The sequence below is a fragment of the Rufibacter ruber genome (genome assembly GCF_001647275.1).
Taxonomy (GTDB): Bacteria; Bacteroidota; Bacteroidia; order Cytophagales; family Hymenobacteraceae; genus Nibribacter; species Nibribacter ruber_C.
The window spans coordinates 15,398-41,014 of the sequence record NZ_LRMM01000014.1 but is presented as its reverse complement, the minus strand read 5'-3'; the positions used below and the strand labels follow the sequence as shown (position 1 = coordinate 41,014).

The 25,617-nt window shown below is 51.1% G+C and carries 21 protein-coding genes and 1 pseudogene; 6 read left to right on the top strand and 16 right to left on the bottom strand.

Translation table 11 applies throughout. From position 1 onward, the window contains the following. Positions 1 to 99: 99 nt before the first annotated feature. The 10 genes and pseudogenes from A8O25_RS07630 to A8O25_RS07585 all read right to left on the bottom strand — a co-directional run bounded on the left by A8O25_RS07630 (position 100) and on the right by A8O25_RS07585 (position 14,703). Entirely contained in the window at positions 100 to 555 is a 456-nt protein-coding gene (locus tag A8O25_RS07630; RefSeq protein WP_153042638.1) for a hypothetical protein, read from the bottom strand. An 11-nt stretch (positions 556 to 566) separates the two neighbouring features. Then, positions 567 to 1,946, bottom strand: a complete 1,380-nt coding sequence (locus tag A8O25_RS07625) for a SusD/RagB family nutrient-binding outer membrane lipoprotein (RefSeq protein WP_161947716.1) — start codon at positions 1,944 to 1,946, stop codon at positions 567 to 569. A gap of 71 nt (positions 1,947 to 2,017) precedes the next feature. Next, positions 2,018 to 5,110: a SusC/RagA family TonB-linked outer membrane protein gene (locus A8O25_RS07620; protein WP_066832966.1), complete on the bottom strand. Its 3,093-nt coding sequence runs from the start codon at positions 5,108 to 5,110 to the stop codon at positions 2,018 to 2,020. A 372-nt stretch (positions 5,111 to 5,482) separates the two neighbouring features. Then, positions 5,483 to 7,270, bottom strand: a complete 1,788-nt coding sequence (locus A8O25_RS07615; RefSeq protein ID WP_066832965.1) for an acyl-CoA dehydrogenase family protein — start codon at positions 7,268 to 7,270, stop codon at positions 5,483 to 5,485. 37 nt (positions 7,271 to 7,307) lie between these two features. Next, positions 7,308 to 7,670: a four helix bundle protein gene (locus A8O25_RS07610; RefSeq protein WP_066832961.1), complete on the bottom strand. Its 363-nt coding sequence runs from the start codon at positions 7,668 to 7,670 to the stop codon at positions 7,308 to 7,310. A 37-nt stretch (positions 7,671 to 7,707) separates the two neighbouring features. Continuing rightward, positions 7,708 to 8,886: an acetyl-CoA C-acyltransferase gene (locus A8O25_RS07605; protein ID WP_066832957.1), complete on the bottom strand. Its 1,179-nt coding sequence runs from the start codon at positions 8,884 to 8,886 to the stop codon at positions 7,708 to 7,710. Between the two features lie 175 nt (positions 8,887 to 9,061). Next, the gene (locus tag A8O25_RS07600; protein WP_066832954.1) at positions 9,062 to 9,358 is read right to left on the bottom strand and encodes a GIY-YIG nuclease family protein; all 297 of its coding nucleotides are present in this window, start codon (positions 9,356 to 9,358) and stop codon (positions 9,062 to 9,064) included. 268 nt (positions 9,359 to 9,626) lie between these two features. Further along, a pseudogene (locus A8O25_RS07595) lies at positions 9,627 to 12,028 on the bottom strand (3-hydroxyacyl-CoA dehydrogenase NAD-binding domain-containing protein). Between the two features lie 266 nt (positions 12,029 to 12,294). After that, positions 12,295 to 12,753: a MarR family winged helix-turn-helix transcriptional regulator gene (locus tag A8O25_RS07590; RefSeq protein ID WP_066832951.1), complete on the bottom strand. Its 459-nt coding sequence runs from the start codon at positions 12,751 to 12,753 to the stop codon at positions 12,295 to 12,297. Positions 12,754 to 12,936: 183 nt separating this feature from the next. Then, positions 12,937 to 14,703, bottom strand: a complete 1,767-nt coding sequence (locus tag A8O25_RS07585) for an AMP-dependent synthetase/ligase (protein WP_066832949.1) — start codon at positions 14,701 to 14,703, stop codon at positions 12,937 to 12,939. Between the two features lie 149 nt (positions 14,704 to 14,852). On the opposite strand from A8O25_RS07585, the gene A8O25_RS07580 reads away from it, so the two are divergent. The 5 genes from A8O25_RS07580 to A8O25_RS07560 all read left to right on the top strand — a co-directional run bounded on the left by A8O25_RS07580 (position 14,853) and on the right by A8O25_RS07560 (position 19,283). Continuing rightward, positions 14,853 to 16,001 carry a formimidoylglutamase gene (locus tag A8O25_RS07580; RefSeq protein ID WP_066832946.1) on the top strand — a complete coding sequence of 383 codons (1,149 nt, stop codon included), beginning with the start codon at positions 14,853 to 14,855 and terminating at the stop codon, positions 15,999 to 16,001. A 547-nt stretch (positions 16,002 to 16,548) separates the two neighbouring features. Further along, positions 16,549 to 16,782, top strand: a complete 234-nt coding sequence (locus A8O25_RS07575; protein ID WP_066832942.1) for a cytochrome b5 domain-containing protein — start codon at positions 16,549 to 16,551, stop codon at positions 16,780 to 16,782. 48 nt (positions 16,783 to 16,830) lie between these two features. Next, the gene (locus tag A8O25_RS07570; protein WP_066832939.1) at positions 16,831 to 17,682 is read left to right on the top strand and encodes a BadF/BadG/BcrA/BcrD ATPase family protein; all 852 of its coding nucleotides are present in this window, start codon (positions 16,831 to 16,833) and stop codon (positions 17,680 to 17,682) included. Further along, positions 17,679 to 18,485 carry an N-acetylmuramic acid 6-phosphate etherase gene (murQ, locus tag A8O25_RS07565; RefSeq protein WP_066832936.1) on the top strand — a complete coding sequence of 269 codons (807 nt, stop codon included), beginning with the start codon at positions 17,679 to 17,681 and terminating at the stop codon, positions 18,483 to 18,485. The genes A8O25_RS07570 and murQ overlap by 4 nt, the downstream gene beginning before the upstream one ends. 228 nt (positions 18,486 to 18,713) lie before the next feature. Beyond that, positions 18,714 to 19,283, top strand: a complete 570-nt coding sequence (locus tag A8O25_RS07560; protein ID WP_066832934.1) for a hypothetical protein — start codon at positions 18,714 to 18,716, stop codon at positions 19,281 to 19,283. A 380-nt stretch (positions 19,284 to 19,663) separates the two neighbouring features. Here the strand turns inward: A8O25_RS07560 and A8O25_RS07555 are convergent, their stop codons facing one another. The 5 genes from A8O25_RS07555 to era form a co-directional block, all read right to left on the bottom strand. Continuing rightward, the gene (locus A8O25_RS07555) at positions 19,664 to 19,852 is read right to left on the bottom strand and encodes a hypothetical protein (protein WP_066832932.1); all 189 of its coding nucleotides are present in this window, start codon (positions 19,850 to 19,852) and stop codon (positions 19,664 to 19,666) included. Between the two features lie 48 nt (positions 19,853 to 19,900). Continuing rightward, positions 19,901 to 20,113: a hypothetical protein gene (locus A8O25_RS07550; protein WP_066832930.1), complete on the bottom strand. Its 213-nt coding sequence runs from the start codon at positions 20,111 to 20,113 to the stop codon at positions 19,901 to 19,903. A gap of 231 nt (positions 20,114 to 20,344) precedes the next feature. Beyond that, positions 20,345 to 20,557, bottom strand: a complete 213-nt coding sequence (locus tag A8O25_RS07545; RefSeq protein WP_153042637.1) for a hypothetical protein — start codon at positions 20,555 to 20,557, stop codon at positions 20,345 to 20,347. Between the two features lie 61 nt (positions 20,558 to 20,618). Next, positions 20,619 to 21,932, bottom strand: coding sequence for a ribosome biogenesis GTPase Der (gene der / locus A8O25_RS07540; RefSeq protein ID WP_066832926.1), 1,314 nt, complete (start codon positions 21,930 to 21,932; stop codon positions 20,619 to 20,621). Positions 21,933 to 22,118: 186 nt separating this feature from the next. Further along, complete coding sequence (era, locus tag A8O25_RS07535) at positions 22,119 to 23,009, bottom strand: GTPase Era (RefSeq protein ID WP_066832924.1); 891 nt, start codon at positions 23,007 to 23,009, stop codon at positions 22,119 to 22,121. Positions 23,010 to 23,359: 350 nt separating this feature from the next. On the opposite strand from era, the gene hemH reads away from it, so the two are divergent. After that, positions 23,360 to 24,391 carry a ferrochelatase gene (hemH, locus tag A8O25_RS07530; protein WP_066832921.1) on the top strand — a complete coding sequence of 344 codons (1,032 nt, stop codon included), beginning with the start codon at positions 23,360 to 23,362 and terminating at the stop codon, positions 24,389 to 24,391. Positions 24,392 to 24,690: 299 nt separating this feature from the next. On the opposite strand, the gene A8O25_RS07525 is transcribed toward hemH, so the two are convergent. Then, positions 24,691 to 25,338: an LOG family protein gene (locus A8O25_RS07525; RefSeq protein WP_241498955.1), complete on the bottom strand. Its 648-nt coding sequence runs from the start codon at positions 25,336 to 25,338 to the stop codon at positions 24,691 to 24,693. Positions 25,339 to 25,617 lie beyond the last annotated feature (279 nt).

Here is a 25,617-nt window from a genome sequence, read left to right as displayed (position 1 = left end):
ATTAAAAAAACAGAACGCCCCGCTAAATCAGCGGGGCGTTCTGTTTTTGAGCTGTTCTGGCCAAAACAGGCCTAAAACGCATTTTAAAGATTTGGCTTCTTACTGGGGAACTGTAAACACCACACTATCTCTGGCAGGGTACTGCTCCAGCCCCTGGTTTGCCACACGTGCCTGTATGGTGAACTTACTTCCTGGGGCAACAGTAGCTGGTACCTGGTAATTAAAGAGAAGCGAGTCTGTACGGGTTATTTTGCTATAAGCGGGCTTATATGCACTCTCCCCTATTTTGGTTAACTGGCCCCCTGACCGCATGTAAAACTGAATATCCTTGATCTGGCCCTCAGACCAGAACCGCAGATCCAGTGTCAGGTTGGTACCGGGCTGTACAGTGGCGGTGGCAGGAGTAACTAGTTTGAAGGTGGAGATTCTAGGCACATACCCCAAGTCCTCTTTGATGATCTCTTCCAGATCTTCGGTTGGGTCTTCATCACAGGAGCTAAATGTTAAGGCAAGCCCCATCAATAAGAAAGCAAGTAAACTATTAATCTTTTTCATGTCTTAGCTGTTTATTGGAATAACCATAAGATGTCTGTCTGGGTAACTCCCTTTGGCAAGCAGGTATTCACACCGGGCTCCTCATCTGCCAGATTAGAGCGCTGCACCCAAGGGTTGCCTGGGAGTTGGTTCACAACAGGTTTCGGAAGCCCTGGGTAAACCGTCTGGCTATACTGGTAACGCCGCATATCTACCCATGTCTCAATTTGAAGAAACAGCGCCAGATACTTCTGCAGCATGATGTCCTGAAGCGTGAGAGTAGCCGCACTCAATGCCACGGTTGGGCTGGCCAGATAGGTAGTGATTTCACCTGCCGGCACCCCCACTTTAGCCATACTGGCTTCTATCCCTCTCCTGTAAGCGGCATACGCCTCTGGTTTATTGGTATTGAAAAGAGCCTCAGCAATAATAAACTGCATTTCTGCATACGTAATAAACAAGATGGGCGCCACGGCCCTGGTATGCCAGGAGGATGCCGTCATGTTCACATTGACATCTGCCTGGGTACCTGCCACCGCACCTGGTGTGAGACCAATGTAGGAAGCCCCAGTGCCTGACTTTGTCACCAGAATAGGCAAACGGGGATCTGTCACCCCTTGAAATCTGCCACCCCGCCCACTCAATAAATCAATCACATAAGAGCTTGGCTGCATGATTTTGCTTGTAGCATTGCCCAAAAAGCCAAACCAGGGGTTAGGGTTCTGAGTCTCATAATTCAGCTGCAGGTCATCTGCATTAGACGTGAAGGACGCCGCCGCCTCCTGCGCTGCCATAGCCAGCATAGCTGGCTCCTTCTCACTCAGGTGCAGAAAGTAGCGGGCTCTTACCGCTCTGGCCGCTTTTGTCCATTTAGTCAGGTCCCCGTTATAAATCAGGTCATTCTGTACCGTTTGTAAGCTGGGAAGGGTAGGCAGTGGCCGCGCCAGGTCTGCAATGGCGCCATCTAAAAGCGCTTTTATGTGCACCCGGTACAAGTCTTCCATCTTATCATAGCAGGGATACAGATTGGCCGTTCCTTTGTTTGCCTCAGAGTAAGGGGCGTCCCCATAAATATCTGCCACAGTCATCAGGTTCAAGGCCAGCAGGGTTTTGGCAATGCCTGAGTAATTATAAGCACCGGCAGCCTCAGCCCTTGCAATAATGTCTTGAAGCGCAGGCAGGGCATCTGAATAAAACGGCTGCCACAGCTGATCAAAGCCATACGGTGCAAATTGACTCACCGTCTGGCCTGTAAGGTACTCTGGATACTGTATTCCATACTGGGCAGCGCCATATTGCGTATTGGCAGAAAAACGCTCAGCAGACGGAAGCAAGGTAGGCAGAGTCGCCTCCTCCCCACTTACTCTTGACGGATCTGTATTTACATCAAGCAGGTCACTACAAGCACCCATACACAAGGTGCTAAAGGCGACTGCTGCACTATATATTATCTTTCTCAATATTATCTTTCTCATAATAAGAATCAAAAGCTAAAGTTTAAACCAAAATAAACACTTCTGGTAGCGGGTATATTGGTACCCACGTAACCAAAGACATTGCTGCCTGGCCCATAGGCGCTCTGCTCTGGGTCAAACCCTACAAAGGGAGAGGACATCCAAAGGTTGTTTCCTGTAACAGAGGCCGTCACATTTGAGAAGGGGGTTTTCCCCAATAGTCCCTTAGGCAAGGTATAAGAAAGGCTTACGTTTTGCAGGCGCAGCACAGAGGCTTCCTGAAAACCGTTATATTCACTGGCCAACCGGTACCTGAAAGCCTGGCTATAGAAGTTTGCCACGTCCAGCACCACCGGAGTTGTATTCTCTACCCAAACCGGGTTCTCTGTGGTACCCGTATTGACTACACCGTCAAAAATCACTAACCGGTTACGGAGCTCTGTTTCTGCACCAGTTGGCGCCTCGCCACCAGTAGAACCATAACGCATACGTCTGTTAATGTCAAAAGCGTAGCCTCCTTTTCTGAAGTTGAACAAGAAGCTCAGTTCAAAATTCTTGTACCGCAAAGTGTTGTTCCAGCCCCCTTCAAAATCAGGGAACGCATTTCCCAGATAAGTGTCTTCAGACAGTGCAGCCCCCTTCCACTGGTTGTTTACGTTTGGGTAACCATCTACAATGACTAACCGTCCGTTTGCAGGGCTTGCAGGATCTTCAACTCTGCTAAGTTTCCAGCCATACCAGTCACCGGGTCTTCCGCCAGGCTGAATTCGCTGTTTTACCCAAGGGCTCTCTGGCTGGAACGTGATTACGCTTACCCCCTCTGGCATTTCCAGCACCTCGCCCCGCAGGCGGGAAAAGTTGAAAATAGTGTTCCAGCTAAAGTCACCGCCTTTGATGACATCTGCATCTACCACTAACTCCAGCACCCGGTTCTGGATTTCCCCAGCATTGGTCACATAGGTTGAGAAACCTGTGGAGCGGCTGGTGGGGATAGGCACAATCTGGTCAACAGAGTTCTGAATAGCATAGTTGGCGTCCAGACGCAGCCTGTTCCCCAGAAACGCCAGCTCTACCCCAAATTCAAAGCCTTTGGTACGCTCTGGCCGCAGCGTCTCTGACCCAATGGTCTCACTTCTTCTAACACCCGCCACCCCTAAGAAGGGAGCCTGGGTGGTGTAGTAGTTCCCAAGCAGATAAGGGGCAGCATCTTTCCCTACCTCCGCGTAAGAAGCCCTCAGTTTACCGTAGTTAAAATAGCGGTTACCTGAAAGCCCTAAAGTCTCACTGAAGATGTAGGCTAAACTTACAGATGGGTAGAAGAAGGATCTGTTTGCTTTAGGCAAGGTAGAGGACCAGTCATTACGGCCTGTCACATTTAAGAAGACGGTTTCCCTATAGTTCAGCTTTGCATCTCCAAACACCCCAATGATGTTGCGTTCAGACGGGTAAGAGCGAACGGTGTATTGCCCCAGGTTATTCACACTGTTAAAGTCTGGCAGAATGAAGTTGGTTCCTGAGCCGTTCACATCTGTAGTGTTGATCATGGTCACCTGGTTCCCAAGTGACACCGTGAGTCCAAAGTTTTCATTAAGCTGCCGGTCTCCCGTGAGCAATAAATTGCTGTTAATCTCCTGGTAGGTGAGGTACTGCTCAGAAATACTGCCTCGGCTGGTAGCCGAAATTAAGACGGTAGGGCGGGTCACTACATTACGTTGGGTCCCATAGTAGTCAATACCGGCACGGTAGTCCAGCGCAAGCCAATCAGTAAACCTGTAATTTAACCCCATGTTGCCTATGATGCGGTTCAAGGTTTCTGTCTGGTAAGCATTCTCAGCAAAGAAAAGCGGGTTGTCTAACTGCGTAGTATATCTGTTCTGGGTTCCGTCAGGGTTCAGATAGTTTTCAATGTTCACGTCTGGCGCGTACCTGGAGGCATAAGAGATGACCCCTGAGCCACCTACCCCGTTTCTGGGGTTCGTATTGTTTGAATTAATAAAGTTAGCAGAGGCGTCTATCTTCAGCCGTTCAGTAGCCTGCAGGGTACCTGCAATCTTAGCGGTTGTTCGCTCATATTCAGAATTAGGCACCACCCCGGTTTGGTCCAGGCGGCCCAGGGAACCGTAGAAAGTAGCCTTGTCAGTACCTCCTGAGAAAGAAAAATTATTCTGATACTGGTGCCCCGTGTTGAATACCTGGTCCCACTGGTCATATACAGGCTCTCCCGCCGGAATAGGTGGCCCATCTGCCCGGTAATCAGCAGGATTGTAAATGCCATTGAAACCGCGCCCGTACTTATCCTGCATGGGGGGCGTACGGTACACGTCATCAAAGCTGACAGAGGTGCGGTAATTAAAGGTTGTTTTACCCGCCTGACCAGACTTGGTAGTGATGATCACAGCACCGTTAGAAGCCCGCAATCCATACAAAGCAGACGCGGCAGGCCCTTTCAGCACAGAGATAGAGGCTATATCATCTGGGTTGATATCAGCAAAACGGTTGCTATTGGTAAACGTGCTCCCTTCCCTTCCTCCTGTAATATCTGTCTGGTTACTTACAGGAACACCGTCTATCACAAAAAGAGGCTGATTATTGGCACTAGGATTTAAAGAGTTGATACCCCGTATCACAATTGTAGAACCAGCCCCGGGGGTACCGCCTGCACTGGTAATGCTCACCCCGGCCACTCTTCCACGCAGAGCATTCAAAGCATTGGGCTGATTTGTTTCCTGGATCAGTTTGCTATCCACCTCCTGCACCGCATAAGTCAGTGCCTTCCGCTCCTGAACCACCCCAAATGCCGTTACCACCACCTCATCTAAGGCACGTGCATCTTCATTCAAGATAACATTGATGGTCTGCTGATTGCCAACCGTCACCTCTCTTGTCACAAAACCTATAAAGGAGAAAACCAGCACTGAATTGGGTCCAGGAACTGTAATAGAGAATTGGCCGTCTGCGCCAGTTGAAGCACCATTGGTGGGGGAGCCTTTCTCTAGTACGGTTACGCCGGGAAGCGCCTCTCTGGACTTGCCCGAGGTGACCTGCCCGGTTATTCTAATTTGGGCAAACGAATTCAAGCTCGCTATGACCAATAGAAGTAATAAAAGTAGGTGTTTTATCATAGTTATTAGGTGTATTGGTAGATTATTTCGGCCAAATTAGCAGAAAAATTACGACATGAAAAACGTTTTTATTCTTTTTAAATTTATTTAACCAATTAAATAATACTTAATTTAACAGTAATTCATCATGTTGATTATCAAAGGTTTGTAATTACAATATCTTAAATTTAAATAAAACAACTTTACATATTAAAACATTAACTCATTGCTTTTTATGTATAAAAGCAAAAAAAACTGACCCTACGTTTTATGATAAATAAAGTTTCAAACATCTAGTTTTTTTACATTATCATAAAAACAGAACGCCCCGCTGTATTAGCGGGGCGTTCTGTTTTTGAGCTGTTTTGGCCAAAACAGGCCGAAAACGTAAAATTAGTACACGAACTCGTTTGCCTTGATCATCTCAGCGGCAATACGGCGGCGGGCTTCTTTGGTGTTGTAGGGCTCCAGTTTGGTAAAACGCTTCAGACCAATCAACAACAGTTTCTGCTCATCACCTGGTTCAGACATGGCGGCAATGGCTTCTTTCCCGGCTTTGTTGATGCGGTCAGCGGCGTCATTAATCACCACGCGCATCATGTCCAGCTGGCGGCTGGTGGCTTCTTCGCCGTTGCGGCTCACCAGTTTCTCTACGCGCAGCATGGTAGACTCGGCAATGTAGGTCTGGATGGCCATGTCAGCGATATACATCAAGACTTCCTGCTCTTTGTCAAGCGTCATCATGAACTTCTGCACGGCAGTACCGGCGGTCAGCAACACGGCTTTCTTGAATTTCTCCACAGACTTTTTCTCAGCGGCAAACAGGCTGGTGTCTTCCTCCCCAAAATCAGGAATGGCCATCAGCTCGTTCTGCACGTTGGCGGCTGGGCCCATCAGGTCAAGTTCCCCTTTGAGAGCTTTTTTCAACACCATGTCTACAATGAGCATGCGGTTGATTTCATTGGTGCCTTCAAAGATGCGGTTGATACGGGCATCGCGGTACGCGCGGTCCATGGGGTAATCAGCTGAGAAGCCGTAGCCTCCGTAAATCTGTACGCCTTCGTCTACCACGTAGTCCAACACTTCAGAGCCGTCTACTTTCAAGATAGCGGCTTCCACAGCGAACTCACGGGCGGCTTCCAACACAGCCTCGTTGTAGCTTTTACCGGCGGCCAACAGCTCTTGCTCCTTCACGTGAATGTCATGCCCGCAACGGTACAGCGCAGACTCCACCGCGAAGATTCTGATGGCTTGCTCTGCCAGTTTATGACGGATAGCCCCGAACTTGGAGATTGGAATCTTGAACTGGATACGTTCATTAGCATATTTAACCGACAGGTCTGCTACGCTTTTACAAGCACCCAAACACGCCGCCGCCAGTTTAATACGGCCAATGTTCAGGATGTTGAACGCAATCAAGTGGCCTTTGCCAATCTCGCCCAGCACGTTTTCCTTCGGCACTTTGCAGTCAGTTAAGAACACCTGGCGGGTAGAAGAACCTTTAATCCCCATCTTGTGCTCCTCGGGGCCTAAGCTCAAACCTTCATAGCCTTTCTCCACAATGAAGCCGGTGAACTTATCGCCGTCAACCTGCGCGAAGACAATGAACACATCGGCGAAGCCGGCGTTCGTAATCCACATTTTCTGGCCGTTCAGGATGTAGTTCTCCCCTTCCACGTCCAGCACGGCTTTGGTTTTAGCCGCTAAGGCATCAGACCCGGAACCTGGCTCGGTCAAGCAGTAAGACGCTGACCATTCACCAGAGGCGAGCTTGGGAATGTATTTGGCTTTCTGCTCTTCGGTACCGAAGTACAGGATAGGCAGCGTTCCGATACCGGTATGCGCGGCAAACGCCACCGGGAATGAGTGCCCGGAACCTACTGACTCGGTCACGAGCAATGACGAGTTAAAGTCCATGCTCAGCCCGCCGTACTCCTCCGGGATGGCTACGCCAAACAGGCCGAGTTCCCCGGCTTTTTTCATTAAGCCTTCCATCAGGCCTTCCTCGTGGTTGTCCAGGCGCTCCACCAACGGGTACACCTCGGTCTGCACAAACTGCTGGGCCGTCTCGGCCATCATGCGCTGCTCCTCAGAGAAATCCTCCGGGATGAAAATATCTGCGGCGTTGGTTTCTTTGATGATGAACTCACCGCCTTTTAAGGTTTTGTTAGTTGCTTCCATATTTTAAGACTCTAGATTCTAGATGTTAGATTTTAGACTATTTATTCTTTTTGATGATAGACTGTTGAAACCCATAAATCATGCGCTGCACTTGGTTCATCTTTTGTAACATGTCCTGGTAATCGTTTTCCTTTACAAAGCCAAAAGCATGTGCCAGAACTAACTGCGTGTCCACTTCAAAGGCAGAACCTAACGCAAATCCTAAAAACTGAACGAACTCTTTATCAGAGTTTCTTCCGGCCCCTTCTGAAATATTAGAGGCGACAGAAACAACCGCACGATTCATCTGCGATGTTAGACCATACTTCTCGTTCGCCGGGAAAGTAGAAGTCAACTCGTACACTTGCTTTGCAAGCGAAATTGCCTCCTGCCATACCTTTAATTCCCTAAAATTGTGCATCAGAAAAGTCTAGTATCTAACATCTAGCGTCTAACATCTATTTAAGCAGTTCATAGATACCTGCCACGCCCTGGCCGCCGCCCACACAGGCCGTCACCATGCCGTACTTTTTGTTCATGCGGCGGAGGTCACTGAAGAGTTGCACACTTAGTTTGGCACCGGTACAGCCCAGCGGGTGGCCTAGGGCAATAGCGCCGCCGTTGGGGTTGAGTTTGTCTGGGTCAATGCCCAGTTCCCGCATTACAGCGATAGACTGTGACGCGAAGGCCTCGTTCATCTCAATCACGTCAATGTCCTGCAGGTTCATGCCCGCATTCTTTAAAGCTTTCGGAATGGCTTTTACTGGGCCCATGCCCATGATGCGCGGGTCCACGCCTTCGGCGGCGTAAGATACCAGGCGGGCGATGGGCTCAATGTTCAGTTCTTTCACCATGCGCTCGCTCATGACAATGACAAAAGCGGCCCCGTCTGAGGTCTGTGACGAGTTACCAGCCGTCACGCTTCCGTTGGCGGCAAAAACCGGACGCAGCTTGGCCAATCGCTCCAGCGACGTATCAGCGCGCGGACCTTCATCGGTGTCTACCACATAGGAGCGGGTTTTCTTTTTGCCGTTCTCGTCTAAGAAAGTCTCTTCCACGGTGATGGGCACAATCTGGTCTTTGAACCGGCCTTCCTGAATGGCTCTGATGGCTTTCTGGTGCGAGGCATAGGCGAAGGCGTCCTGGTCTTCACGGCTCACTTTGAAGTCATTGGCCACGGCCTCAGCGGTCAAGCCCATGCTCAGGTAATATTCCGGGTGCTCTTTGGCGATCTTGTAGTTCGGCACGGTTTTCCAGCCCACCACCGGCACCAGACTCATAGACTCGGCGCCTCCGGCGATGATGCAGTCGGCCATGCCGGCCTGAATTTTGAAAGATGCCGTGGCGATGGTTTCAATACCCGAGCCGCAGTAGCGGTTCATGATGGCACCGGGCACGTTGATGGGCAGCGACAGGAGCGAAATCATACGCCCCATCTGCAGGCCTTGCTCGGCCTCGGGCACCGCGTTCCCTACCAGCAGGTCGTCTACGCGGGCGGGGTCCAGTTGCGGCACCGATGCCAGCAGGTGTTTGATCACATCGGCGGCCAAATCATCTGGCCGGGTGAACCGGAATACGCCGCGCGGGGCTTTCCCCACGGCGGTTCTGAATCCGGCAACTATATAGGCAGTTTGCATTTTCTTTTCTGTTTTTGAGGTGTTTTTATAAAAACAAGCTGAAAACGAGTTTCATTCTATTTTCTCTTCTTGATACTCCCTGTCATCCTGAAAGGACCTTGTGGGCTAACTGTAATTAATTCTAAAGCCACCCCACTTTTGTCATTCTGAAAGAATCTCGGTGGCGAACGGTAATTCAGTCGGCTACTTTCAGGAAAAGCAGCTTAGGGTTAATGGTCTTAATCAAAGCTACTTTTTCTTCTCTGCTCATTAGTTTCAGTTCTGTCTCCCGGTCAATGGCATGCTGCACAAAGGTGTGCCGCTCATAATAGAGCAACTTGTAGCAGTAGTACCTTCCGGCAAACGTCTCAGGCTTCCCTCTGTTCTCCCGGTGTTCATACAGCCTGCGGAGCAGGTCATTGGTCATTCCCACGTAGAGCACAGTCTTTGTAGGGTTTGACGTGATATAGACAAAGTAGTTATGCTGTTTCATGCCCGCTGCTTGTCTAGTTCGCCACCAAGATTCTTCCAGAATGACAACTGTTTGTAAACGCCTTGCCTTCTATTGCATGTTTCATTCGCCCACTGTTCCCTAAGTTCTTTTCAGGATGACAGAGAGGGAAGAGACGTTGCTTGAGTGAAATCAAACTTCTTTCAGAATGACAAAGAGAGGAGCGGCCGGTTGCCAAAGCTCCTGCGAGCAAACTTTCCGTTTTTGGCCTGTTTTCTGAAAACTAGGCCAAAAACAGAAGAGTCAACCCCTAATTCCGCAGCGGTTTACCCGTAGTCAAGATGCTCTTGATGCGCTCCAGGGTCTTGCGCTCACCGCAGAGACTCAGGAAGGCTTCGCGCTCCAGGTCCAGCAGGTATTGTTCAGAGACTTCAGACGGCATGGAGAGGTCACCGCCGCACATCACGTAGGCCAGCTTCTCAGAGATTTTACGGTCGTGCTCAGAGATGAAACCACCGGCCTGCATGGCGTAAGCGCCCGTCACGAACATGCCCAATCCGCCGCGACCTTGCACTTTGATGTTGGTCTTGGGCGTGGGTTTGGTGTAACCGGCTTCGGCTAAAAGAATGGCTTCGGCTTTGGCTTCGGCAATGAGGCGGTTGTTGTTGAGCGTGATGCCATCGCCGCGGCGCATGAAACCTAAATCAAAGGCCTCATGGGCCGAGGTGGAGACCTTGGCCGTACCAATGGTCATGAACACGTTGCGCAGGGCGTTGTATTCGGTGTCCCCTTCTTCATAGGCCGCCGAGGTTCTCAACGTCATTTCCTTCGTGCCGCCACCGCCCGGGATTACACCAACTCCAAATTCCACCAAACCAATGTATGATTCAGCGGCTGCCTGCACGCGGTCTGCGTGTAAGCAAAGTTCGCAGCCCCCGCCCAAGGTCAGGCCATGCGGCGCGGCCACTACCGGAATAGCGGAGTAGCGCATGCGCATCATGGTATTCTGGAACTGCTTAATCATGAGGTTCAGCTCGTCGTACTCCTGGTCAATGGCGTACATGAACACCAGCGCCAGGTTGGCTCCCGCCGAAAAATTAGCGGCCTCATTGCCAATCACCACGCCTCTGAAACTTTGCTCGGCCAGGTCAATGCCTTTGTTCAGGCCTTGTATGATTTCGCTGCCGATGGAGTTCATCTTGGTGTGGAACTCCACATTCAAGATGCCGTCGCCCAGGTCAATGATAGAGCAGCCGGCGTTTTTCCAGACTACGTTTGTGCCGCGCAACACGTCCAGCAGCACAAATTTCTCGGTGCCCGGAATCTGCTTGTATTCTTTGCTCTCTATATCATAATACTGGCGCTGGCCGTTGTGGCTGCGGTAGAAATTCTCGTGCCCGGCCTCCAGCATTTCATATACCCATTGGGCCGGCTTATACCCGGCGGTTTCCATGGCGCTCACGGTCTCGCGCACACCCACGGCATCCCAGGTCTCAAACGGCCCCAGCTCCCACCCAAAACCGGCGCGCATGGCATCATCAATGCGGTAGAGTTCGTCTGAAATCTCCGGAATCCGGTTGGTCACGTACTGGAATAGCCCGTAGGAAGTCTCCCGGAAGAAATCTCCCGCTTTGTCCTGCACCTGGCTGAACGCTTTGAGGCGCTTGCGCAGGTCTTCAATGGGCTTGAGCATTTCCATGCTCTGGAATTTGACCTTTTGCTTAGGCCCGTATTCCATGGTTTTCAGGTCCAGCGTGAGAATCTCGGTGCACCCTGGGCGTTCTTGGTTTTCTTGTAGAAGCCTTGCTTGGTTTTATCACCCAGCCAGTTTTTCTCCAGCATCTGCTGAATGTAGGCGGGCAACTGGAACAGGTCACGGGCTTCGTCTTTCTCACCAGATTGGTACAAGCCTTGGGCTACCTTGGCCAGTGTGTCCAGACCTACCACATCAGACGTTCTGAAGGTGGCTGATTTGGGTCTACCTACTACCGGGCCGGTTAAGCGGTCTACTTCGTCTACATTCAGGCCGAGTTTCTCCATCACGTGCAGCACCTGCATGATGCCGTAGATACCCACGCGGTTGGCGATGAACGCTGGGGTGTCTTTGGCCAGCACGGTGGTTTTGCCCAGGAACAGGTCCCCGTATTCCAGCAGAAACTGCGTGATTTCAGGGTCTGTGTAAGGGGTTGGAATTATCTCCAGCAACTTGAGGTAGCGCGGCGGGTTGAAGAAGTGGGTACCGCAGAAGTGCTTCTGGAAATCTTCTGAACGGCCTTCGGCCATCAAGTGAATAGGAATACCAGAGGTATTAGAGGTAATCAGCGTGCCCGGCTTGCGGTATTGCTCCACCTTCTCAAAGATGGACTGCTTGATTTTCAGGTTCTCCACCACCACCTCAATGGTCCAGTCGCAGTCGGCAATGCCTTTGAGGTCATCATCAAAGTTACCGGTCTTGATGAGGCTGGCTTTGGTTTTCTCGTAGAGCGGTGCGGGGTTAGACGTAATGGCCGTCTGGAGGGCGGTGTTCACAATGCGGTTGCGCACCAGCTTGTTCTCCAGCGTAAGGCCTTTGGCCTGTTCCTCGGGCAGAAGCTCCCGCGGCACCATGTCCAGCAGCAGCACCTGCACGCCAATGTTCGCGAAGTGGCAGGCAATGCGCGAGCCCATCACGCCCGAGCCCAGCACCGCCACTTTCTTGATAATTCTCTTCATAGTTGCTCTTAATTATGTATCACGATGTGCGTATCACGTAGCACGATTAATTCTATTTAAGCTTTTAGGTACTCCTCCGTCCCCTTTGAAGGGGGTAGGAGAATGATTACTCGTGTTGATAATCGTATTCCCGAGAATCAATCCTTTTCCTATTTAAGCTAAGTACTCTTTTCTTCAAATGCCCTTGCATCCCCTACCCCCTTCAAAGGGGGAAGAGCAGTTTCTGTTTTCGGCCTGTTTTAGCCAAAACAGGTCAGAAACGCCTTTTATTTTTCACTGCTTCCTTCGTCAGAAAAAACATCTTTAGACTCAATCAAACTGTTAATCTGGCCAATCACCTGAAAAAACACCTGCAGCTGGCTCTCCGGGATCACCTCCCGCACTTTATAATTGAACTGCTTTACGGTGATGCGGCTCACCTCCCGTTTCTCCAGCCCCAGTTCTGTCAAGAGAATGCGCACGCTCCGCTTGTCCTGGGTGTCTGCCACTTTGTAGATAAGGCCTTTCTCTTCCATGCTTTTCAAGATGCGCGTCAGGCTGCGGGCTTCCAGCCCCAGCAGCGGCGCAATCTTGGTGGCGGCCGTGCCCTGGTCAGGGTCAATGTTCAGGAGCACAAACCCAATGGAGGTGGTGATGTCATTCTTGGCCGCCTCTGCATTGTACATACGCGCAATGGCATGCCAGCACACCTTTATATTATAGTCTACCGTCTCACTTGCTTTCATGGAATGTCTGTAGGTCTATACCTCTCTTACCAAATTTAGAAAAATTTGTTATGCTTGCATACTATAATTGAAGATTTTTTTCTCTCGGCAAGAAGAAATGCGTTTTTACCTTGTTTTACGGAAAACAGCCCGAAAACGTGCGCACAAAAAAAGCCCCGCGTTTGGGCGGGGCTTTCTGTAAATCTACGCACTCCGGTAGAGGCTGTCAATCAGCGCGCGGTTGTTGTTGGTGATGATTTTGCGCTTGATGCTCAGTTTAGGCGTCATCTCACCAGATTCAACGCTCCAGAGGTTGGGCAGCAGCACAAACTTTTTGATTTTCTCATACTGCGCCAGTTGCTCGTTGGCTTTGTCTATCTCCTTCTGGAACTTGTCCAGCACCTCGGGCTTCCTGATCATTTCCTCATTGGTGGTGTAGTTGATGCTGTGGATTCTGCACCACTCCTGCAGGCCTTCAAACGCTGGCACAATCAAAGCCCCCGGGAATTTCTCGCCCTCGCCTACCACCATTACCTGCTCAATCACCAGCGACTCCTTGAGTTTGTTCTCAATGAGCTGCGGGGCAATGTACTTACCGCCACTGGTTTTGAACATCTCTTTCTTACGGTCTGTGATTTTAAGGTACTTGCCTTCTACAAACTCGCCAATGTCACCGGTGTGGAACCAGCCGTCCGGGTCAATGACTTCGGCGGTGAGGTCTGGGCGCTTGTAGTAGCCCACCATCACACTCTCAGAACGGGTCAGGATTTCGCCGTCTTCGGCAATTTTGATTTCAACGCGGTCAATGGCCGGGCCCACGGTGCCAATCACGTTGTTCTCGGGCTCGTAGCGGTTCACGGCAATCACCGGCGATGTCTCCGTAAGGCCGTAGCCCTCCATTACCCTGATGTCGGCCCCCCAGAACACGCGGGCTAACCTTGGCTGCAGAGCGGCTCCGCCGGAAACAATGACTTTTACTTTTCCGCCCAGCGCCTCTTTCCATTTGGAGAAGATGAGCTTGCGGGCCAGTTTGAGCTGCACATCATAGAAGAAGCCCGGTGATTTCCGGGTATCATATTTCTGCCCCAGGCCCAGCGCCCAGAAGAACAGCGCTTTTTTCACGCCGGTAAGCTCTCCGCCTTTGGCGACAATTTTGTCATACACTTTCTCCAGCAGGCGCGGCACCGTCACAAAGATGTCTGGGCTCACCTCTTTCAGGTTATCAGCCACCTTTTCAATGCTTTCGGCAAAATAGATAGAAACGCCCACACTCATATAAATACAAGACACCATGCGCTCATAAATGTGGCAGAGCGGCAAAAAGCTCAAGGCGCGGTGGCTCTGGTTCACGGGCACGTACGGCATAGCCGACATGAAATTACTCACCAGGTTGTTGTGCGAAAGCATAACCCCCTTAGGGGCACCGGTGGTACCGGAAGTATAAATGATGGAGAGCAAGTCTGAGGGCTGCACGGCGGCTTTGTGCGGCTCCAGCGTGGCCGCGTCTTCGCCTTCGCCTAATTGCAGCAGCTCGGTCCAGTGCCTGGCGCCGGGCACGCGGTCAAACGTGTAAATACCCTGAATACCAGGCAGCCCCGTGGCGGCTTCTTTTACTTTGTTATATAAGTCTTCTGTAGAAACCAGAATAAGCTTGGTCTCAGAATCTTGCAGTATATACCGGTAGTCTTCAACGGTAATGGTAGGGTACATGGGTACGCTCACCGCCCCCGTCTGCTGAATACCGTAGTCGGCAAACACCCACTCCGGGCGGTTCATGGAGATAAGGGCTACCTTGTCGTCTTTCCTGATGCCCATTTTCAGCAAGGCCAGGCTCAGCGTGTTCACCGTTTTTATTACCTCCTGGGTACTGTATTTCACCCACTCGCCATTTATTTTTGTAGCCAGGCAGTCTGGCTGCGGAAATTCCTGCACCTGTTGCGTCAGCAAGTCAAAAACGCGGGTCACTTTCATAGTGCTGTTGTCTAGTTTATTGGGGTAAGATAATGCAAATTCTGGTTAAAAAAAATTTAACGCTTTTGCCTGTTACACGCAGATTTCCTAAAAAAGTATTCCTGCCCTGCCCTTTATTTAGCTAAATTTGATTTTTGCCCCTCCGTTTCATGAACCTTTCCATCTTCTTTGAGCCGCTGCCGGAAGACACCTTCGGCATTGCCGACAACCCCAAGTCAGTGGGTGGCTACCTGGCGCCGTTCATTCATACGTTCCCAGACTGGCGCAGTGCCGAGGTGGTGCTTGTAGGCCTGCCCGAGTACCGCGGCACCACCGGCACGGTTGACCTCACCTACCAGGGACCCAACCTGATTCGCCAGCAGCTGTACCGTCTCATGAAAGGCACCGGCTCCTGGCTGGTCATGGACCTGGGCAACCTGCTGCCCGGCATTGAACTGGAAGACACCTACCTGCGCCTGAAAGAAGTAGTAGAGATACTGGTAGATGCGGGCAAACTGCCTCTTCTGCTGGGCGGCTCCCATGATCTCACCTACGGGCAGTTTCTGGGCTACGAGCATCTGCACAAAACCGCCAGTCTGGCTCTTTTTGACTCCCAGCTAGACCTTCTTGAGAACGAAGACGCCACCCCAGAGCAGAGCCACCTGCACCGCATTCTGCTGCACGACCCCAATTACCTGTTCAGCCTGAGCCATCTGGGCCACCAAACCTACCTCACAGACAACCACACCCTGGCGGCGCTGGAGAAGCTGCATTTTGAGTTGTACCGCATTGGCCAGGTACGGCAGAACCTAAAGGAGATAGAACCGGTGATCAGGCAGGCTGACCTGGTAAGCTTTGACGTTTCTGCCATACGCCACCAAGACGCCCCGGGCCAGCTGCAGGCAAACCCCTTCGGCTTTACCGGTGAAGAGGCGTGCCAACTGGCCTGGTATGCGGGACAGAGTGAACAGCTAACGTCCTTTGGTCTTTACGGGTACCGGCCTGAGCACGACCACCGCCACCTCACCGCCACCACGCTGGCCACCATGGTGTGGTACGTGATAGAAGGGTATTACCAGCGCCAGCAGCCGCTGAACTTTCAGAGCAACCAGTTTATGCGGTTCTCAGTGGGTTTCCATGACAACCCCAACAAGATGATTTTCTATAAAAACCGGCAGAATGATAAATGGTGGATGGAGGTAGAGGATTTCTCAGGTCTGCGCCCGCCCCTTATCATTCCCTGCAGCTATCAGGACTACCTGACCGCCGCCGACGGGGAAGTGCCCAACAGGTGGATTCTGACGCAGAGCAGAATGTAATCTTCCAATGATTGAAGGGGCAATTGCGTGAATGAATGGGGAGTAAGAATAAATTATTTCCCATGATTTGATTTTTCTCGGCAGCTCTTGTTTGGAGGGAAATCAGATTTACCCATGGAGCAGTTGAAGGGGTTAACGAAAGCAGAATTTGTCTCGCGGTTTAGGCAGAGAACCAAGATGCTGGCATTGCAGGCCATGAAGTTTAGCCAGCAATTACCCAGAACTGAAGAAGCGGTTATTATGAAAAGGTAGCTCTTACGTTAGGTCACTTCTGTGGCGGCAAATTACAGGGCAGCCAGCCGGGCAGGGTCAAGCGCAGAGTTTCATGCTAATATTATGCATTGGCGTAGAGGAAGCTGATGAAACCATGTTTGGCTGGAGCTATTCACTGAGTCAGAAACCGTATCTTCTAAAATTGCGGCGACCTTACTACACGAAACCACAGAAATTTTGCTTGTTTTGTCAAAAGCCGGAAAGAACACCACTTAATAAGTACACATTCGCTCATAATTTGGCATTCGCTTCTTCACTCCTTCACTCCTTAAAAATGCTCCCAGAATACACCCGCTCCCAACTGGCCCTGCGCAACGGGCAAGACCGTGACGAGATCTGGGTAGCGTACCAGGGAGAGATATATGACGTGACTAAATCACGGCTGTGGCGCCGCGGGCAGCATTATGAGCATTGGGCAGGCCAGGATCTCACAGATGAGTTGAAAGATGCGCCCCACACAGAATATGTATTTGATAAATTCTCTGTGGTAGGATTATTAAAAAAATAACCAATCTTTGAGTGCTTATTAAGTTTTTTACCCTTCTAGTATCTTCTTATGATTCTCATCGCCGATAGCGGCTCTACCAAAACTTCCTGGCGTTTGTTAACCGCTGAAGGTGAAGTGGCCCAAGCCCATACCATAGGGATCAACCCTTACTATCAGGAAAGCGCTGAAATTACCCAAAGCCTGCAGGAGAGCCTGCTGCCGCAGTTGCCCCAACACATGCCCGAGGAAATTTACTTCTACGGGGCGGGTTGCAGCGCCAAAGACAAACAGGAGGTAGTTGCCTCGGCCTTGAGAGCGCTGTTCCCCAGTAGTGACGTGTCAGTGCACCATGACCTGGAGGCCGCCGCCCGGGCTTTGTGTGGCCATGAAGAAGGTATTGCCTGCATTTTAGGCACCGGCTCCAACTCCTGCCACTATGACGGCGAGAAAATAGTGGAAAGCATGCCCAACCTGGGGTTCATTCTGGGTGATGAAGGCAGCGGGGGCTACATGGGCAAACTGCTTGTTCAGGCATATCTTAACCTGGAATTGCCCCAGGATCTGCACCAGGCCTTTTTTGAGCGCTACCAGGTAGGCCGTGACGAGATCATTGACCAGGTGTACCGCAAGCCTTACCCTAACCGGTACATGGCGGGTTTTGCCAAGTTCATGCATGACCACCGCAACCACCCGTACCTCTACCAGATGATCTTCAAGTGCTTTGCAGACTTCTTTGAGAAGACCGTCACTAAATACCCAGACTACCAGCAGCGAGGCACCCACTTTGTAGGTTCCATTGCATTTTACTTTAGTGATATCCTGCGCACCGTAGCCCAACAATACCACATCAACGTAAAGAACATTCTTGAAAGTCCTATTGCAGGCCTAAGCCTGTACCACCAGCAAAAAATCACTGTATGAGTACCACAGAAACCGCCTCACACTACAATGATCTGGAGAAGATGACTGTGCGTGAGCTGCTCACCAACATCAACCAGGAAGATAAAACCGTTCCCCTGGCGGCAGAGAAGGCCATTCCGCAGCTGGAGAAGCTGGTGGAGGCCACCGTGGCCAAACTGAAAGAAGGCGGCCGTCTCTTTTACATTGGCGCCGGCACCAGCGGCCGTCTGGGCGTGGTAGACGCCTCTGAGTGCCCGCCCACGTACGGCGTTCCGTTTGACATGGTCATTGGCATCATGGCCGGCGGTGACACCGCCATCCGTAAGGCAGTAGAGTTTGCCGAAGACGATTTTGAGCAGGCCATCAAAGACCTGGATGCCTTTGGGGTGAATGAAAAAGACGTAGTGGTAGGCATTGCGGCCTCCGGTCGAACCCCATACGTGATAGGCGGCCTGCAGGCCTGCAACGAGCGCGGTATCACCACCGGCTGTATTGTCTGCAACGCCAACAGCAAAGTGGCCCAGGTTGCCCAGTACCCGGTAGAAGTAGTGACCGGCCCTGAGTTTGTGACCGGCAGCACGCGCATGAAAGCAGGCACTGGCCAAAAGCTGGCCCTGAACATGCTCACCACCTCCGTAATGATTCAGCTGGGCCGTGTAAAGGGCAACAAGATGGTAGACATGCAGCTCACCAACCACAAGCTGGTAGACCGCGGCACCCGCATGATCATGGATGAGCTGAGCATTGACGAAGAGAAAGCCCGTGAACTGCTGGAGCTGCACGGGAGCGTGCGCGCCGCCATCTCTTCTTACCACCAGCACTAGGCTTCTGTTTTTGGCCTTGTTTTCCAGTAAAACAGACAGACAAAACAGAAAGGGAGCACCCTGGTGATGTCTGTTGTCATTTTACTGTTTTAGAGCTATTTTCCTGAAAACGGCTCTAAAACAGGAGCTAAGATTCGCCGTAACCGGCGAATCTTTTTTTTATGCCATTCGCTCATCCCTAACCCCTGTTTCTGCGTTAGCCATTCCTGCAGCCTTTATTTTTACGCTATGCACACCATTGAACCTTTTTATAACTGGATAGAAGCGTATTCAGCCTCAGAAGATGAGCGCTCGCCGCTCTACGGCGCAGAAAACAACGAGTCTGAGTACACGCACACCATTTACGGCTACTACATCCATCCGCAGTGGGATGACATTGACTCTGAGACGCTGTTCATCAAGATTCTGTACGCAGATTACAATGACGGCTACGCGGTCATTGAGCTCATTGGCGAGTGGAATGACACCATCAACAATGACATCATGACCTTGAAGCGCAATGTGCTGGACCTGATGATTGGGGAAGGCATTCACCGCTTCATTCTGGTAGGGGAAAACGTCTTCAACTTTCACGGTTCAGATGACGCGTACTATGAGGAGTGGTTTGAAGAGGTGGAAGACGGCTGGATTGCGGCCATTGGTTTCCAGGATTTTGTGGTGAGTGAAATGCAGCAGTTTCACATTGACTATTACATCAACTTTGGCGGCGACCTGGACAAAATACCGTGGCGCACGTTAACGCCGCCGCAGCTGTTCACCATTGTAGACAGTATGATCCAGAGAAGATTGGGAGCCTAGCGTGGGTCTGCCCCTTAGGCCAGTAGACGAAACAGGTAGAATTGCTCTGCCCAGGCGGTTCCCGCACTTCATCACAGCGCCCAAGGCGGTTCAGGCTATAGAAGATCATGTTTGCAAGGAACTTGTTGAGAACGTTTCCTTCTCCTGTTCTGGTGGAGGTGTATTTGGCTAAAGCCACGTTTTAGGGTTACTCTTCAGAGAACACCCCAGAAACAGAAACTCTAAAGCCATAAACAGACGCTGGCACCTGAGAAAAAACAAAAGCCCAAACAGCTTCAATGCCGCACCCCCTGAAAGGAGCCTTTACTACGGCACACTCCCTTAAAACAGAAGAGGCGGTACATGTACCGCCTCTTCTGTTTTAAGGGAGTGTGCCGGAATTAAGCATCATTATCATCTACTTCATCCTTCACTTCTTCTGCGCCGTCTTCCACCTCGTCACCGGCTTCTTCAGCGGCGTCTTCTACTTCTTCCATGTTGTCTTCAGTGCGCTCTTCCTGGCTGTTGCCACACGCGTTAAAGGTCATCATACCTGCCGCCAGCGCCAGTGTAAACAATGTCTTTTTCATAGTTTTATTTTGTATGGTTGTACAAGCATGTTTAGCCAGAACGGCTTGCTATTTTTGGTCTTCCGGGTTTTCTGGGTCTACCTTGTCAATGCTGTCTTTCACTGCCCGGGCTTGCTGGGCAAGAGCCGTATCACCGGCCATCTCGGCATGCAGCTCTGTTCTCTCCGCCTGGTCCTCCATGTGGTTCTCTGTTTTAGAGTCACAGAAGGAGAGCGCTGCTGCACTCATCACCATGGCGGCTCCAAAAAATATCTTTTTCATAGTTTTATTTTGTTCAGTGCGCGTAAGTTCATGTTCTCCCCAGCTTGGCCTCTCAGCCTCTGGCTGGCGGGATAGCTTTTTAAGCATTTAGGCTATTGTACGCACGTATGGCTGAATAGATATATTTTTAATGGCAGATATAAGATCTTTCTGATCAGATTCTTGGCATAAAACAAAACGTGCCCGCCCCTTGGGTAAGGAGCAGGCACGTTTTAAAGGTAACTATGACTTCTACTGAACAGCCCCAGCTGAGACCGTGTCAACGGCCGCTGAATCTGGCAGTACTCTTGCGGTATCAATAGGTGAGGCAGTTGTTTCAGCAATATCTGTGGCACTGGTGGCATCTTCAATGGCAGGCACCTTGGTTTCTTCTGCTTTCTTTGAGTCACACCCGCTAAAAATAGACAAACCTGCTACAGCCAATAGATACAATGCATTCCTCATGGTGAAAAGGGTAAAGGGTGGTAAGGGCTTTGGAGGCATTTTCTGTTCCCAGTTCTCCAAATTATTTTTTTCTGAACACTAAGTTAACAGGCACACCTTCAAAACCAAAATGCTCCCGCAACCTATTCTCTAAAAACCTGGTGTAAGACTCTTTTATGTACTGCGGCAAATTACAGAAAAACGCGAATGTAGGCGTATGAGTGGGCAACTGGGTAACGTATTTTATTTTCACGTATTTGTCTTTAATAGACGGCGGCGGATACCGCTCAATCTCTTTCAGCATCACCTCATTCAATTTAGAAGTAGGGATCTTTATGGAGCGGTTCTCATACACTTGTATAGCCGTTTCTATAGCCTTGTGCACACGCTGCTTAGTGAGCACTGAGATGAACACAATAGGCGGATAAGAAATGGGTGCAATACGCTCCCTGATATGGTTCTCCAGATCCCGCATGGTGTTGGTTTCCTTCTCCACCAGGTCCCATTTGTTCACCAGAATCACCAGACCCTTGCGGTTTTTATCTGCCAAGCCAATGATATTCATGTCTTGGGCCTCAATGCCGCGGGTGGCATCCAGCATCACAATCACCACATTGCTTTCCTCCAGCGCCCTGATAGAGCGTAAGACAGAGTAGAATTCAATGTCTTCATGCACCTTGCTTTTTCTCCGGAGCCCGGCGGTGTCTACAATTATGAACTCCTGCCCAAAGGCGTTGTAGTGCGAGTGGATAGAATCACGGGTGGTACCGGCAATATCAGTCACAATGTTTCGCTCCTCGCCCAGCAACAGATTCACAAACGAGGACTTGCCCACGTTGGGTCTGCCCACCACCGCTATGCGCGGAATACCGGCCTCTGGGTTCTCAATCCCCTCCTCCGGGAAGTGCGCCACTACGGCATCTAGCAGTTCACCGGTACCGGAGCCGTTCTGGCTGGAGATTGGGAAAATCTCGCTGTCAAAACCCAGCGCATAAAACTCCCCGGCCAAGTGCCCGCGGGCGTGGGTATCTGCCTTGTTGGCGACCAGATAAATAGGCTTGTCTGTGCGGCGCAAGACATCAGCAAACTCCTGGTCAAGCCCTGTAACACCCATCTCCACGTCTACCATGAACAGAATCACATCTGCCTCTTTGATAGCCAACTCTACTTGTTTCCGGATCTCCTCTTCAAAGATATCATCAGACCCGCGCACATAGCCGCCGGTGTCAATTACAGTGAAGTATTTGCCCACCCAGTTGCCGTGCCCGTAATGGCGGTCACGGGTAACGCCGCTCTCATTGTCCATGATGGCTTTGCGTTCACCTACCAGGCGGTTAAACAGGGTTGATTTGCCCACATTGGGGCGTCCTACAATGGCGATTGTATTTTGTGCCATATCTACTGAAATGTGCGTTTTGAGGCTCCTTTTCGGGAATCGCTCCCAAAACGCGGGTTAAACCTGCGGTATCGCCGCCGTGGCGCCGCTAGGGACTTTTTGTGGTTGCTAGTTTTTAGTTGTTCGTTGTTAGAATCTGAAGAAGTATGCTCTTTAAACCAACAACTAGTAACGAATAACTAACAACTATATGCTGTTATACCCAAACCTGTCCAGCAGGCGCTTGTCTGCGCGCCAGTTTTCGTTCACGCGCACGTACAGGTCCAGGAACACTTTCTTCTGGAAGAACTCCTCCATGTCCAGGCGGGCCTGCGTGCCTACTTTCTTCAGGGCCTCGCCTTTGTTGCCTATCACAATGCCTTTCTGGCTTTTGCGCTCCACGCTGATCTCAGCGCGCATTCTAATGATGTCTTCGTCTTCTTTGAACTCTTCAATCACTACCTCACAGCTGTAAGGAATCTCTTTCTTGTAGTTCAGAAAAATCTTCTCCCGTATCATTTCGGCGGCAAAGAAACGCTCCGGTTTGTCAGTTAGTTCATCTTTGGGGTAATAGGGCGGGTGCTCCGGCAGCAGGTCCAGAATCTTCTGGAAGACGCCGGGCGTGCCCTGGCTGTGCAGCGCCGAAATGGGCAGGTACTCCTGCGCGGGCAGCTGCTCTTTCCAGTAGGCAATTTTGGCTACTACGTCTTCCTGGGTGGCCTGGTCAATCTTGTTGATGAGCAGCAGAATGGGGGCTTTTGCCTTGCGCAGGCGCTCTACCACCTCGCTCTCATCATGCTTCTCATAAATATCGGTCACAAAGAGAATGACATCTGCGTCTTCTAGAGACGAATGCACAAACCGCATCATAGACTCGTGCAGCTCGTACTGCGGCTGAATGATGCCGGGCGTGTCTGAATAGACAATCTGGAAATTGTCACTGTTCAGGATACCCATAATGCGGTGGCGGGTGGTCTGCGCCTTAGACGTGATAATGGAGAGCTTCTCGCCCACCATCACGTTCATTAGGGTAGACTTGCCCACGTTGGGCTTCCCAATGATGCTTACAAACCCTGCTTTGTGCGGCTGTTCTGCCATTTTAACCTCTTTTTGAAAACAATTTGCAAAGGTAACGCTTTTTTAGATCGTATTGAGTATCACGGCTAAAGTATCAAGAGATTGATAAAGACGTAAAATAACGCTGAGCGGTAAACCTTTAGCCAGAAAAACAGTTGCAGCAGTAACCCAGCACGCGCCGGTTGACAGAACCAGCCCCCGTACTTTTTCTGTTTTGGGGCTGTTTTTCTGAAAACAGCCCCAAAACAGAAAAAGCAAAACCCCAGGTTCTATACACTCTATGGCCTATAAGGAATATCTATAGAGTTTACGGGCTGGTTCTGTGCCTGCTGCCTCCCAAATATGTACCTTTGCAATCTAATATCAGGCTTATGAAAAGTGGACTCCCTGGAAAAACAGGAGTATTGTTGGTGAACCTGGGCACCCCAGATTCGCCCAGCGTGCCCCACGTTAGAAAATACCTTCGCGAATTCCTTTTAGACAAACGGGTGATTGACATCCCGGCCGTAAACCGTTACCTGTTGGTGAACGGCATCATCGCCCCGTTTAGGGCGCCTAAATCGGCGAAGATCTATAAAGAACTCTGGACCGACCGCGGTTCGCCGCTGCTGTACCACGGCCTGGACCTGCAGAAACTGGTGCAGGAACGGTTGGGCAAGAACTACCACGTGGCCCTGGGCATGCGGTACCAAAGCCCCAGCATTGAAAGCGCCCTGCAAGAGCTCCAAGACAAGGTGGTGGACCGCATCATTGTGCTGCCGCTGTTCCCGCAGTACGCCTCGGCCACCACGGGCTCGGTGCAGGAGAAGGTGATGGAGGTGGTGGGCACCTGGGAGGTGATCCCAGACATCAAGTTCATCAGCACGTTCTGCAACCACCCCGGCTTTATCAATACCTTCGCAGAGATTGCCCAGACGCACATGGCCAAGCGGGACTATGACCATTTTGTGTTCAGTTACCACGGCGTGCCGGAGCGGCAGATTCTCAAGGCCAGCACCAAAGGCTACTGCCAGTTGGGCGCCTGCTGCAACACGTACCACAGCCGTAACCGCTACTGCTACCGCGCGCAGTGTTTTGAGACCTCGCGCCAGCTGGCCAAGGCCCTCAACATCCCCGAAGGAAAATATACGGTGGCGTTTCAGTCGCGCCTGGGCAAAGACCCGTGGCTGCAACCCTACACAGACAATATCTTGAAAGAACTGGCCGCCAACGGCGTGAAGAGCGTGCTGGCCTTCAGCCCCGCCTTTGTGGCCGACTGCCTGGAAACCACCATTGAGGTGGGCGAAGAGTTCAAAGAGGAGTTTGAGAAAGCCGGCGGCGAACACTGGCAACTGGTAGAAAGCTGTAACACGCACCCCACCTGGGTCAACACCGTGGTGCAGCTGGTGCAGGAGGCGGAATAAGCGTAGCAGGTAGTGCGTATCACGTAGCACGACAGCATATTACAGAAATAGCCACGGCAGGTGCCGTGGCTATTTCTGTTTTCGGCCTGTTTTTGGGGAAACAGGCGAAAACGCATTAGCGGCGTTCCTTCCCTCTCAGGGAGAAGGTTAAATGAGGGTGAGTCGGTGGTAAAAGCATTGGGTCCAGACACTCGCAGGCCCTCCAGACGCTGCCAGGCCTTTTGGAGCAGGCGCTGTTCCAGTTGAATTCAACGCTGTTTTTGAGCTACTTTCTGAAAAACAGGCCGAAAACAGAAAAATCAGATGCGCTTGAAATCCACCCAGTCTTCGGCCACGGCCGATGCTTTTTGCAGCACCAGATTCATCAAGTCCTCGCCCTGGTCAGACACCAGCACGTTGGCCCGTTGCTCTGGTTTCAGGAAGCCTTCGGCGGTGGCGTGGTCCAGCATCTGCAGGAACGGGTTGAAATAGCCGTTCACATTGAAAAGCGCAAAAGGCTTTTGAATGATGTTGATCTGGTTCCAGGTCACAATCTCGCAGAACTCGTCAAACGTGCCAAAGCCGCCGGGCATGGCCACAAACGCATCTGACTCGGCGGCCATCAAGGCCTTGCGCTCGTGCATGGTCTGCACCACGTGCAGTTGGGTCAACCCCGGGTGCCCCACCTCCATGTCCATGAGGCTCTGCGGAATCACGCCCACCACCTCGCCGCCGCCCGCCAGCACGGCATCGGCAATCACGCCCATCAGCCCCACTTTGCCGCCGCCGTACACCAGCCTGACACCTTTCTGGGCGAACAAGGTTCCCAGTGCCTGGGCGGCTTTTTGGTACACCGGGTTATGGCCGCTCTGGGCACCGCAGAAGATGGCAATGCTTTTCATGTGAAACAGGTTGAAGGGTTGAAAGGCAAAGGTACAAAAGTTGCGCAGGTCCGGTTCTACATTCATTTCCCGTTTTTGACCTGTTTTCTGGAAATCAGGCCAAAAAACAGAAATCCGTAGCGTCGTTACCCTGTAACGGCGTGTTTCCACGCAGCGGCATAGGCTCTAAACCAGAGAACCAGATCATTCAACCTACATTGCTTATGGGCTCAAATTATGGTCTCTCTGGGAGAGGCTTTATCGTTTCATGCCGACACGTCGTTACAGGGTAACGACGCTACATTCTTGATTTAATTTCCTAAAACAGGCTCAAAACAGAAACGAGAGCCACTCACGCAGCTCCCG